This is a genomic window from Psychromonas arctica (assembly GCF_038155225.1).
GTDB lineage: Bacteria > Pseudomonadota > Gammaproteobacteria > Enterobacterales > Psychromonadaceae > Psychromonas > Psychromonas arctica_B.
Window position 1 is genome coordinate 69,395 of record NZ_JBAKBA010000003.1, and the last position, 12,617, is coordinate 82,011.

At 36.4% G+C, this 12,617-nt stretch carries 16 protein-coding genes; all 16 read left to right on the forward strand.

The annotated features are described in order from the left end of the window. Window positions 1-16: 16 nt before the first annotated feature. Window positions 17-727: an RNA polymerase sigma factor FliA gene (locus V6255_RS02305; RefSeq protein ID WP_341626692.1), complete on the forward strand. Its 711-nt coding sequence runs from the start codon at window positions 17-19 to the stop codon at window positions 725-727. Between the two features lie 145 nt (window positions 728-872). Next, a complete protein-coding gene (cheY, locus tag V6255_RS02310) occupies window positions 873-1,256 on the forward strand; it encodes a chemotaxis response regulator CheY (RefSeq protein WP_341626693.1) in 384 nt (127 codons plus the stop codon). A 15-nt stretch (window positions 1,257-1,271) separates the two neighbouring features. Further along, on the forward strand, window positions 1,272-2,030 hold the full coding sequence (locus V6255_RS02315) for a protein phosphatase CheZ (protein WP_341626694.1): 759 nt from the start codon (window positions 1,272-1,274) through the stop codon (window positions 2,028-2,030). A gap of 12 nt (window positions 2,031-2,042) precedes the next feature. After that, window positions 2,043-4,367, forward strand: coding sequence for a chemotaxis protein CheA (locus tag V6255_RS02320; RefSeq protein ID WP_341626695.1), 2,325 nt, complete (start codon window positions 2,043-2,045; stop codon window positions 4,365-4,367). A 10-nt stretch (window positions 4,368-4,377) separates the two neighbouring features. Next, complete coding sequence (locus V6255_RS02325; protein ID WP_341626696.1) at window positions 4,378-5,502, forward strand: chemotaxis response regulator protein-glutamate methylesterase; 1,125 nt, start codon at window positions 4,378-4,380, stop codon at window positions 5,500-5,502. Continuing rightward, the gene (locus tag V6255_RS02330) at window positions 5,495-6,247 is read left to right on the forward strand and encodes a flagellar motor protein (protein ID WP_341626697.1); all 753 of its coding nucleotides are present in this window, start codon (window positions 5,495-5,497) and stop codon (window positions 6,245-6,247) included. The genes V6255_RS02325 and V6255_RS02330 overlap by 8 nt, the downstream gene beginning before the upstream one ends. Further along, complete coding sequence (locus V6255_RS02335) at window positions 6,247-7,212, forward strand: flagellar motor protein MotB (protein WP_341626698.1); 966 nt, start codon at window positions 6,247-6,249, stop codon at window positions 7,210-7,212. Before V6255_RS02330 ends, V6255_RS02335 begins: the two co-directional genes overlap by 1 nt. A 2-nt stretch (window positions 7,213-7,214) precedes the next feature. Further along, the gene (locus tag V6255_RS02340) at window positions 7,215-7,988 is read left to right on the forward strand and encodes a ParA family protein (protein ID WP_341626699.1); all 774 of its coding nucleotides are present in this window, start codon (window positions 7,215-7,217) and stop codon (window positions 7,986-7,988) included. Then, window positions 7,989-8,630, forward strand: a complete 642-nt coding sequence (locus V6255_RS02345) for a chemotaxis protein CheW (RefSeq protein ID WP_341626700.1) — start codon at window positions 7,989-7,991, stop codon at window positions 8,628-8,630. A 43-nt stretch (window positions 8,631-8,673) separates the two neighbouring features. After that, window positions 8,674-9,162: a chemotaxis protein CheW gene (locus V6255_RS02350; protein ID WP_341626701.1), complete on the forward strand. Its 489-nt coding sequence runs from the start codon at window positions 8,674-8,676 to the stop codon at window positions 9,160-9,162. A 30-nt stretch (window positions 9,163-9,192) separates the two neighbouring features. Then, window positions 9,193-9,585, forward strand: a complete 393-nt coding sequence (locus tag V6255_RS02355; protein WP_341626702.1) for a DUF2802 domain-containing protein — start codon at window positions 9,193-9,195, stop codon at window positions 9,583-9,585. 211 nt (window positions 9,586-9,796) lie between these two features. Next, window positions 9,797-10,435 (forward strand): cytochrome c biogenesis heme-transporting ATPase CcmA, encoded by a 639-nt coding sequence (gene ccmA / locus V6255_RS02360; protein ID WP_341626703.1) that lies wholly within the window; start codon window positions 9,797-9,799, stop codon window positions 10,433-10,435. Beyond that, complete coding sequence (gene ccmB / locus V6255_RS02365) at window positions 10,428-11,096, forward strand: heme exporter protein CcmB (RefSeq protein ID WP_160060447.1); 669 nt, start codon at window positions 10,428-10,430, stop codon at window positions 11,094-11,096. The genes ccmA and ccmB overlap by 8 nt, the downstream gene beginning before the upstream one ends. Before the next feature lie 55 nt (window positions 11,097-11,151). After that, on the forward strand, window positions 11,152-11,910 hold the full coding sequence (locus V6255_RS02370) for a heme ABC transporter permease (protein WP_341626704.1): 759 nt from the start codon (window positions 11,152-11,154) through the stop codon (window positions 11,908-11,910). A gap of 1 nt (window position 11,911) precedes the next feature. Next, window positions 11,912-12,118 (forward strand): heme exporter protein CcmD, encoded by a 207-nt coding sequence (ccmD, locus tag V6255_RS02375; protein ID WP_341626705.1) that lies wholly within the window; start codon window positions 11,912-11,914, stop codon window positions 12,116-12,118. Continuing rightward, window positions 12,115-12,591, forward strand: coding sequence for a cytochrome c maturation protein CcmE (gene ccmE / locus V6255_RS02380; RefSeq protein ID WP_341626706.1), 477 nt, complete (start codon window positions 12,115-12,117; stop codon window positions 12,589-12,591). The genes ccmD and ccmE overlap by 4 nt, the downstream gene beginning before the upstream one ends. The last annotated feature ends 26 nt before the right edge of the window (window positions 12,592-12,617 follow it).

Genomic DNA, 12,617 nt, shown 5'->3' on the forward strand with positions numbered 1-12,617 from the left:
GAGGGGAACTCTATAAGTGATTAAAGCGCAGGGATATCAAACTGATACATCAGAGCTGATAACACGGCACTTAGAACTAGTACATAAAATAGCTTATCATTTGATGGCTAGGTTACCTGCTAGTGTATTAGCAGATGATTTAGTGCAATCAGGCATGATTGGTTTATTAGAAGCAGCTCGTAATTTTGATGCTTCTAAAGGCGCTAGCTTTGAAACGTTTGCAGGTATTCGAATACGTGGTGCAATGTTAGATGAAATGCGCAAAGGTGATTGGGTTCCACGTTCGGTACATAAAAATAGTAGAACGATTGCTAGTGCAATTGATGCAGTCGAAAAACAAAGTGGAGAGGATGCAAAGGAGATTGATGTTGCTAATTATCTTCAAATTTCACTTACTGAATATCAAAAAATGCTTCAAGACGTTAATTGCGGCAAACTTATCGCCTATGAAGACCTACCAAATCCAGATGATATGTTTGCGCAATCAAGTAAAACATTTGATAGTACTTTTGATGATGTTGCAGATAATCAGTTTACCCAACAATTAGCACGAATGATTGAACAGTTACCACAAAGAGAAGCTTTAGTTTTATCACTTTATTACGACGAAGAGATGAACTTAAAGGAGATTGGTCTAATTTTAGAAGTAAGTGAATCACGTGTTAGCCAAATTCTCAGTCAAGCTATTCACAAGCTGAAATCTAAAATTAATTCTGATAGAATATAACCAATAAGAGGTAATAATTTGTGGTAGCTCACAATATTGTTAATAATCTAAAGAATAATGTAAAAGAATAATGCGTTTTTGCAGTTTTTACCTATATATAACATAGATATAAAATAGGCCGACTTTTTTGCCTTAAGGGAATGTTTTGAATAAAAATATGAAAATATTAATTGTTGATGATTTCTCAACAATGAGAAGAATAATTAAGAACTTATTAAGGGATTTAGGCTTCACTAATACATTTGAAGCTGATGATGGCCATACTGCATTGCCGTTGTTACAAAACGGTGACTTTGAGTTCGTGGTTACCGACTGGAATATGCCGATAATGGAAGGGATTGATCTATTAAAAGAGATTAGAAAAGATCCTAAATTAAAGCATTTACCAGTATTAATGGTAACAGCCGAAGCAAAACGAGAACAGATCGTTGAAGCAGCTCAATGTGGTGTTAATGGTTATATTATTAAACCTTTTACAGCAGGGACATTGAAAGAAAAATTAGACAAAATATTTGAGCGTTTAGCTTAATTTAAGGAGTACAGTATGGCTAATAAAGTTACGCCACACCTCTCACTTTCTCAAGCTAAAGCGCTAGTGGCTCATTTAGAAGCCGAGCAAATTAATGAAGCTAATAAGATTGTAGAGAGCGTTGATTTTTCTGTATCAAAGGAACATCTTCTCTTTGGCCAAGTCGGTGAATTAACACGTGAATTGCATGAGGCTTTATTAAGCTTTAATAATGATACCCGTTTAATGGACCTCGCTGGGCATGATTTACCCGATGCTAAAAATCGCTTAAATTATGTTATTGAAATGACAGATAAAGCCGCTAATACCACGATGGATGCTGTAGATCATTGCTTACCTATTGCTGATAAGTTAATTCATGATTTAGACGAAGTTATGCCGAGCTGGGAAAGCTTGATGACTCGCAACTTAGAACTTGGTGAATTTAAAGTATTGTGTCACTCCATTGATGAGTTTTTTACTTACTCTAAAGGCAGTTCGGTGCAGTTACGCGACAAATTAACTGAAATATTAATGGCTCAAGAGTTTCAAGACATAACTGGGCAAATTATCAATAGAGTTATTGCCTTAGTGCAAGAAATTGAATCTAAACTAGTTGTTATATTGACTGTTTGCAGTAAGCAAACAGAGTTAGATGCTTCTGTTGTAAAAGAAGAGAAAAAAGAACAAAAAAGTACTGTTGCAGAAGGTCCAATCATAGATGCGGAATCCCGTTTAGATGTAGTTAATGGACAAGATGAAGTGGATGATTTGCTTTCGAGCTTAGGATTTTAAAGGGAACCTGGAATGACATTTGAAATAGATGATGAAATCTTGCAGGACTTTTTAGTCGAAGCGGGAGAAATTTTAGAATTATTATCTGAACAACTTGTAGAGTTAGAAAATAATCCTAATGATTCCGAATTACTAAATGCAATTTTTAGAGGCTTTCATACCGTTAAAGGCGGTGGAGGTTTTTTATCCCTAAATGAACTTGTTGAAACATGTCATGGTGCTGAGAATGTCTTTGATGGTTTACGTCAAGGAGCTCGGCTCGTTGACTCTGAACTCATGGATACTATTTTAGCGACATTAGATATTATTAATGAACAATTTTCAGCTGTTCAAAATGGTGAGCAAGGTGTCAAAGCACCTGATCATATTTTAGATGCATTACATCGTTTGAGTAAACCTGCGGTCACAGATGAACCTGTTATCGAACAACTTCCTGAACCTGTCATTGAACAACCTCCGGAGTCTGTTGTTCAACCACAAGCTAAAACTATTGATGATATAGATGCACTTGAATTTGATGCGTTATTAGATGAGTTACATGCAAATTCAGATTCTCCAAGCAAACTTCCCGTTACTGAGGACGCTTCTATGGAAGCAGAAAGTGATGAAATCAGTGAAGATGAATTTGAATCGTTATTAGATGGCTTGCACGGTGTTGGTAAACATTCCTTATCTACTACTGAGATCGATTCTGTTACTGATAATGCAGTTGCTAGTGATGAAATTAGTGAAGATGAATTTGAATCGCTATTAGATGACTTACATGGTGCTGGAAAGCATTCTTTATCTCCTGTGGCCGTAACGACTGCTAGCAATGAAGTTGCTAGTGATGAAATAACTGATGACGAATTTGAAAGTTTGTTGGATGATCTTCATGGTAAAGGTATACATAAGAATGACCTTTCTGCAGATAAAAAACCTTCAGATGATATTACAGATGACGAATTTGAATCATTACTAGATGAATTACATGGCGTAGGAAAAGTTAGTACAAAAGCTGCTACAGACAAAGTCGTGAATTCAATTTCCTCTGTTAGTACTCCAGAAGTGAAAAGTGATCAACCTATAAAAGCTCCGTCATCTCAAGCTGAGCCTGTTAAACAGCATGCGAATCCAGTACAAAAGGCTGCTACCACTGCACCAGCAAAAACGACACCTAATAAAGTAAATCAAGCGGAGCAAAGTGTCAGAGTTGACACGAGTACACTTGATGAAATTATGAACATGGTCGGAGAGTTAGTTTTAGTACGTAATCGTTTAGTCAGTTTAGAGTCAACTTCAGAAAATGAAGAAATTTCTCGTGCAGTTGCTAATTTGGCGATTGTAACAAGCGACTTGCAAGGCTCTGTTATGAAAACTCGGATGCAGCCTATTAAGAAAGTCTTTGGCAAATTTCCTCGTGTAGTCAGGGATTTAGCTCGTCAGCTTGGTAAAGATATTCGTTTAGAATTGGTCGGTGAAGAAACTGATTTAGATAAAAACCTAGTGGAAGCCTTAGCTGACCCATTAGTCCATTTAGTCCGTAATTCGGTAGATCATGGTATTGAAATGCCTGATATTCGAATGCAAGCTGGGAAAGAAACACAAGGGCGTGTTTTATTATCTGCTGCTCAAGAGGGAGACCATATTTTGTTAGTCATTGAAGATGATGGCGCAGGTATGGATGCAGAAAAATTAAAACAAATAGCGATGAATAAAGGCATCTTAGATCAAGATGGTGCAGATCGCATGACAGATACTGAAGCCTACTCATTAATTTTTGCTCCTGGTTTCTCAACTAAAGTTGAAATTTCTGATATCTCTGGTCGTGGCGTTGGTATGGATGTTGTTAAAACTAGTATTACTAAACTAAATGGCACCATCTCCATCGATTCTGCAATTGGTAAAGGGACTCGTTTAGAAATTAAGGTACCGTTAACGTTAGCTATTTTACCAACCTTAATGATAGTTGTTGCTAAGCAAACATTTGCATTGCCGCTAACCAATGTTAATGAGATATTCCATTTTGACTTAGCTAAAACCAATATTGTTAATGGACAATTAACGGTGGTTATTCGTGACCATGCTATCCCATTATTTTATCTACGGGAGTGGTTAGCACCTAAATCGCCTTTATCTGATAAAGGTAAGGGGAAAGGGCACGTTGTTATTGTTCAGCTTGGTACGCAACAAGTCGGCTTTGTTGTTGATGGTTTACTTGGCCAAGAAGAAGTTGTTATTAAAGCATTAGATAAATTACTTTCTGGTACACCTGGAATGGCAGGTGCGACCATCACAAGTGATGGTGGCATTGCTTTAATTTTAGATTTACCAAGCTTATTAAAACATTACGCATAAAGGAAAGTAGATGACGATTAAAGTATTAGTGGTTGATGATTCGAATTTTTTTCGTCGTCGAGTTAGTGAAATAATCAATGCATCGCCATACTTAGAGGTAATTGCTACAGCAAATAATGGTAAAGAAGCCATTGATATGGTGGTCAAACATAAACCTGATGTGATTACTATGGATGTTGAAATGCCAGTAATGGATGGCATTACAGCAGTTCAAAAGATAATGGATCTCGTGCCAACACCTATTTTAATGTTTTCATCATTAACTCATCAAGGTGCTAGTGCAACGTTAGATGCATTAGATGCTGGAGCATGTGACTTTTTACCTAAGAAGTTTGAAGATATTGCTCGTGACAAACAAGAAGCAATCACTTTATTACAACAACGTATTCAAATGATCGCTAGACGACGCGTACAGAGAGTACCAGAAAAAAAATCTGGACTAGTTAAACCTGTCGCTAATGTAGCAACAACAATAAATCCTACTTTATCGAGATTACAGCCAAAAAATGACGGTCATGAAGTGGCGATTAAATCTACGGCAACTCATCGCAATAAAGCTTCTGGAAAGTCTTATAATGTACTGGCAATTGGGACTTCAACAGGTGGCCCCGTTGCATTGCAAAAAATATTAACTGCATTACCTCAAAACTTTAAATTACCAATCGTATTAGTGCAGCATATGCCTGGTACTTTCACTAAAGCTTTCTCTGAACGTCTAAACAGCAATTGTAAGATCACTGTTAAAGAAGCAGAAACAGGCGATATATTAAAACCTGGTTGTGCTTATTTAGCACCTGGTGGTAAACAAATGTTAATTGCTGCGAATGGTCAAATAAAAATACATGAAGGCAATGAAGCCTTGAACTATAAACCAAGCGTTGATATTACTTTTGCATCACTTGCTAAATCTTATACCAATAAAGTATTGGCTATCATATTAACGGGAATGGGCGCAGATGGTCGTGATGGCGCTCGTTTATTAAAAAGTAAAGGCTCTGAAATATGGGCTCAAGATGAAGCAAGTTGTGTCGTTTATGGTATGCCGCAAGCAGTGACCAAAGCTGGAATTGCGACAGAATCAATCGCTCTTGATCAAGTTGCTAAACGCATCTTGGTGGAATTAAAGCATGAGTAAAATTGGGCTGATTGGCTTTGTTATTATTGCTGTAAGTATTATTTCTGCACAGCTTTATCATAATGCGCCTCTCAGCGGTTTATTAGATTTTTCTGCTTTTTTAATTGTTTTTGGTGGGACTGTTGGTACGATTTTAATTCAGTCTTCAAGTAAACAACTTGGCCATGCATGTAAGCAATTAGTCTGTTTATTTGCTAAGCCTCGGTATCAATTAGAAGAACAAATATCATTGATTAAACGATGGTCTGTCATCTCTCGTCAAGATGGTTTACTAAGCTTAGAAAAAGAAAATGTAGAAAATTTAGATAGTTTTACCGAAAAGTCATTATCTATGCTCGTAGATGGATGCGATCCAGTTACTTTACAAGACATTTTACAGCAGGAAATTGAATTAGAAATAGATAAAAATGAACGCGGTGCACAAGTTTTTGATGCCATGGGGGGTTATAGCCCTACGATCGGGATTATTGGTGCTGTATTAGGTTTAATACAAGCGATGGCATTTTTAGATCAACCAGAGTTATTAGGGCAAGGTATTGCTATTGCTTTTGTGGCTACGATATATGGTGTCGCTTTTGCTAATTTTATTTTTTTACCTATCGCCAACAAAATTCGTTTAAATTATCAACATCAAGCGTTGTTTGAAGAGATGTCCATGGTAGGTATTATTGCCATTGCACATGGTGAAAACAGTTTATTATTAGAGCGACGTCTAAATGGGTATTTATCTAGAGCTGCTTTTTAATGCCAATTTATAATCGTCGTCATACTCATAATCCACATAATAACCATGTTCATCGTTGGACAGTGTCTTATGCTGATTATATGACTTTGATGTTTGCGTTGTTTGTGGTGCTTTATGCTGTGTCACTAAATAATGAAGAAAAATACCAAGAAGTGATTGAAGTAATTCAAAGCGCTAGCCAGTTTGTACGAGCCAATAATAGTGGTTCAGATGCAAAAGGTATATTAACTAAGCGTAGCAATGATATTAAAGACCAGACAGGGCCTGCATTAATAAGTGATGGAGAGAGCCATAACTTGGGGTATGTTAGTGAATTAGAAAGTGAAAAACTATCTGATCCAGATCAAAGCTACACCGGAAAGTCATTAGAAGAGATACAATTATCTTTACAATCTGCATTGCAGCCCGAATTAGAAACAGGCGCTTTTAGTGTTGATTTAGATGGTGATTGGTTAACGATTAAAATGAGTGGGCCTTTATTATTTGCTGGTGAGAGCCATACTTTATTAAATGGCGCCAAACATCAAATAGAGCAAATCGCTGCTGTTTTAAAACCAGTCAACAACATGCTCCGATTACGTGGTTATACTGATGTAGATACTGTTGCTAATGAAATATACAAGTCAAATTGGGAACTCTCTGCATTACGGGCTATTAGTGTATTACATGCTTTTAATAAGCTTGGCATTGCTGGTGAGCGCATGGTTATAGAAGGTTATGGAAAGTTTCAACCTATACTAAATAGTGATGGCAAAGGAGATAAATTAAAAAGTCGACGAGTTGTTATTGCTATCTCTAAATTTGCGGTGTTCGAAGCTCAACAATCTAATGAGAATTCAAGTAGCATAAAACCAATAAAAAAAGAAACAACGGACGTACCGCGTACGCCAAAACCTGATAGTGATGAAATACGCGAAATATATCACCCAGATGGGCGAGTCATCATTACAACAAGGCAGGAGTGACGGTGAAAATTTGGACTATTTCAAATCAGAAGGGGGGTGTTGGAAAAACCACAACTGTAATTTCAATGGCGGGTCTTTTAGTCGATCGAGGCTTTCGTGTCTTATTAATTGATACAGATCCACATGCGTCTTTAACGAGTTACTTACAGTACGATTCAGACCATTTGCCTGTTAGTCTATACGATTTGTTTCAAGATCCTGCAACAACTAAAGCGGAACTAGATCAAGTTATACTACCTACAGAAATTGCTAATTTATCGTTGATCCCTGCTTCTATGTCTTTAGCAACATTAGATAGAGTATTAGGAAATCAAGAAGGCATGGGGCTTTTTTTACATAAGCAGCTAAAATTAGTAAAAGATGATTATGATTTTGTACTTATTGACTGTCCACCGGTATTAGGTGTAATGATGGTGAATGCATTAGCAGCTTGCGAACGAATTTTAATTCCAGTACAAACAGAGTTCTTAGCTTCTAAAGGCTTACAAAGAATGGTGCAAACGCTTGGCATTATGCAGCACTCTAGAGGTGATGATTTTAATTATTGTATTATCCCTACTATGTTTGACAAAAGGACAAGAGCTTCAATTAACACTTTAGAAGAGTTAAAAAATACTTATAAAGGTAAAGTTTGGAATGGCGTTATTCCTATCGATACTAAATTTAGGGATGCAAGCTTGGCGCATTTACCTATCTCTCTTTATATTAAGAGTTCTAGAGGTTCCTTTGCTTATGAAACATTGTTAAATTATTTGCTACAAACTGAGCACAATTAAATGAAAAACAATAACAACGACGCAATGAAAAACTATTTTGACTCAATGCTGCGTAATGATGATAAACCGAATGAAGAGTCACCTGAATTTGCAGAGCCTAGTGAATTAAATGAACAGTTAGTATTTTCTAGCCCGACAATTAATATTCAAAAAGAGCTTGAAATAGAGCCAGTTGAAAAAGATGATGAATGGGAAAATTTGGTTGTTGCAGATCAGTTTCAAGTATTGTTCTTTGAACTCAACCATATTACCTTTGCCATACCATTAACTGATCTGGGCGGTATTTATCATTTAACAGATTCACTTAACTTTTTAATGGGTAAACCAGAATGGTTTCGTGGTGTAATGAGCTATAATGAGCGGTTATATAATATTGTAGATACTTCATCATGGTTACAACTGGGTCGTAATGCTACCGATCTTAATTATACTCATTTTATTTTATTAGGTGATACTGCTTGGGGATTGTCTTGTGAAAAGTTATTAGGCACTGAAAACCTCAACAGAGATCAAATTAGATGGCGTGATAAAAAAGGATCTCGCCCATGGCTGGCGGGTATGGTTAAGCAAAAGATGTGTGCTTTGATCCATGCAAAAGAACTCGTGAAGCTATTAGATCAAGGAATGGATATTCGCGGCTAATTAGGCTGAATTTAAAATAACCAATAATTTAAGTAGGGATAAAATGAATAGAGAAACTAATTCTTCAAAGAAAGCGTCTAATGATGAAATATTACAACGTGTTACTTTTTTATTAGACAATGAAACTTACGGTATTAACGTAATGCAAGTACAAGAAATTTTGCGATATAGTGAAATTGCTGCTGTGCCTGGTGCACCGGAATATGTATTAGGCATTATCAATTTACGTGGCAATGTTGTTACAGTGATAGATACGCGTACTCGTTTTGGTTTAATGCCCGCTGATATAACAGATAATAGTCGTATCGTGATCATTGAGTCTGAAAAACAAGTTATTGGTATTTTAGTCGACAGTGTTGCTGAAGTCGTTTATTTGAAAAAATCAGAAATCGAGCCTGCACCACATGTTGGTACAGAAGAAAGTTCGCAGTTCATCCAAGGAGTGTGTAATCGTGATGATGGCTTATTAATTTTAGTGGATTTAAACAAGTTATTAAGTGACGACGAATGGGATGAACTAAATCTACTGTAATTTATTCTCATTATTAGTATCGAGTCGAACATGTTTACAGAATATATCGCTTGGTTAGCCTTAGTGTTAACCATTGGTTTTTTTATCACTACGCTTGTTTTCTTAAAGAGAGTGAATAAAAAAAATCATAGTCTTGAAGTATTGATTAAATCATTATTGGTACAGCAAGAAACAACGAAAAAACAATTTACAGAAGTTCATTCTGGTGCTGTAGGCTTAGGTAAAAAGTTACAGAAATTAGATGCTGAAGTGAAAAAAACGCAAGAAAACCAAGTTAATTTAGTGGCATCTGCACCTGAAAATAGACTTTATACACGTGCGACAAAAATGGTCGAATTAGGTGCAAGTATTGAGGAGCTTATGTCTGAGTGTGAGTTACCTCGTGCTGAAGCAGAGCTTTTACTGAATTTACATCGTAAATAATATTCGTTATTTACAGATAAATAAGACAACAGAACTTGAGTTTAAACAAAGTATTTTGACTTTTGTATTTGATTTTCACCTGTTGTCTCTTCCTGATAGTTACTCATAAGCTTTTTCTATGTTAGGATCCGCTCACATTTTATGACATTAAATGGCATAATATGACGATTCTACTTTGTTGTGTGTTATTTATTAGTAAAGGTAAGTCTGAATGCTTGAGTGCAAAAACTTAACTTGTGTGCGTGAAGAGCGAGTTTTGTTCAATAATCTAAACTTTGTACTTTCCCCAGGTGAAATTTTGCATGTCGAAGGTCCTAATGGCATCGGAAAAACCAGTTTATTTCGCTTACTTGTTGGTTTGTCTTCCCCTTATTCCGGCGATATTTATTGGCAACAACAAAATATAATGTCAGAGCGTGAATATTATTATCAAAATATGCTTTACCTTGGTCACAAATCAGGTGTAAAACCAGAGCTGACAGCACTTGAAAATCTACAATTTTTTCATCAATTATATAATCCTAGTGTTGAATTAGATCTGTTGGATATCCTTACCTTAGTTGGGCTTGTTGGTTATGAAAATATACCAACGGCACAACTTTCTGCAGGTCAACAGAGACGAGTTGCATTAGCAAGAATGTGGTTTAGTGATTGTCCTTTATGGATTTTGGATGAACCTTTTACTGCTATCGATAAACACGGCGTTAAAGTCATCGAGAATTTATTAATTAAACATGCTCAAAATGGTGGAATGGTAATTTTAACCACTCATCAAGATTTATCACTTCCTATTGAACTCTATAAAAAACTTGTACTACAAAAGCCTGCTGTTGGAGAACAATATGTTTGATGCTTTTGGGCAAATTGTACGTAAAGATTTATTAGGCGCATTTCGTCAACAAAGTGATATTTTAAATCCGATTTGGTTTTTTGTTATTGTGGTGACTTTATTTCCTTTAGGGATAGGAACTGACCCTGCTTTATTAGCGCGTATTGCCCCTGGCATTATTTGGGTAGCAGCATTGCTAGCGGCATTGTTATCTTTTGAGCGCTTATTTAAAGATGATTATATCGATGGCTCGTTAGAACAAATGATGCTTGCACCTCATTCTTTAACCTGGTTAGTTTGTGCCAAAGTGTTCACTCATTGGTTACTAACAGGCTTACCTATTTTATTAGTGTCTCCTTTATTAGCTGTTTTTTTATCACTTGAAGAAAATACGTTTTGGGCATTATTTTTAACGCTTTTAATTGGTACCCCAATCTTAAGCTTGTTAGGTGCTATTGGCGTCGCACTGACAATTGGTTTACGTAAGGGCGGTGTCTTATTAAGTTTAATTATGCTGCCTCTGAGTATTCCGATTTTAATTTTTTCAACCATGGCGATTGATGCTGCTTCATTTGGGCAACCTTACCTTGGTTTATTGGCGTTATTGGGTGCTATGTTAGTCGGCGCGATTACGTTAGCGCCTTTTGCAATTGCTGCTTCTTTACGAGTTAGTGTCAGTTAATTCGTTTAAGCTATTCTTACTTATTGAAAATAAAGATATAAATAGAGATACAATTATGTGGAAATGGTTACACCCCTATGCAAAGGCAGAGAAAAGCTATGCGCTATCTGGGAAATTAATGCCTTGGTTTTTAGTCATTGCAATACCAACATTCCTTGTCGGTATTGTATGGGGCCTCGCTTTCGCACCTGCTGATTACCAGCAAGGTGATAGTTTTCGTATTATCTATATACATGTCCCCGCTGCAATGATGGCGATGGGAGCATACTCAACAATGGCGGTTGCTGCTTTTATTGGTTTAGTTTGGCAAATTCGTTTAGCTGAAATGACGGTAGCAGCGACTGCTCCGATTGGTGCTGTTTATACTTTTATTGCTTTATTTACTGGCGCTGCATGGGGAAAACCAATGTGGGGAGCTTGGTGGGTTTGGGATGCTCGGCTAACCTCTGAATTGATTTTATTATTTGTTTATTTAGGGATTATCGCTTTATATAATGCTTTCTCGGATAAAATATTAGCAGGTCGTGCGGCTTCTATTTTGACGTTAGTTGGAGTGATTAATTTACCTATTATTCACTTTTCGGTTGTATGGTGGAATACCCTACATCAAGGTGCAACGATCACTAAGTTTGATCAACCTTCAATGGCGATGGAAATGCTTATTCCTTTGTTGATTATGATTGTGAGTTTTGCGAGTTTCTTAGGTTTTATGATTTTATATCGTTTTCGTAATGAAATATTACAACGGGAAAGTCATCGTCCATGGGTGATTACATTAGTGAAGCAATCCTTGAAAACGAATAAGAGAGGTTAATATGGCATTTACATCACTGTCAGATTTTATCGCCATGGGCGGTTATAGTTTTTATGTTTGGTTAGCTTATGGTGTGTCGTCTTTGAGTGTGATTTTACTCATCACTAATAGCATCGTTAAACGTAAAAAAATATTCCATCAAGTTGAACAACGTATACAACGTGAACAACGTATTAAAGCCGCTGAAAATAGAGAAGATATTTTATGAATCCAAGACGTAAAAAACGTTTATTAATCACTTCTTCATTAATTGCAGGATTGTCATTAGCAATTGGTTTAACGCTATATGCTTTACAGCAAAATATTGATTTGTTTTACACTCCTAATGAGATTCTTAATGGTAAAAATGAAACAGGTGCTAAGCCTGAAATCGGTCAACGTTTGCGTATTGGTGGCATGGTGTTAAATGGCTCTGTTCAACGTGATCCTGAAAGTCTTAAAGTAAGTTTTGATTTAATAGACAATAAAGCAGGGCAAGTCACGGTCTACTTTGATGGTATTTTGCCAGATTTATTTCGTGAAGGTCAGGGGATCGTTGCGCAAGGTGTTTTAAAATCAGAAAACGCCATTGATGCATTTGAAGTGCTTGCTAAACACGATGAAGAATATATGCCACCAGAAGTTGCTGATGCACTGAAAGGTATGGAACATTTAAAAACAGAAAGTGAATTAGCAAAATAAAGCTAATACCACTTAATTCATAAAAA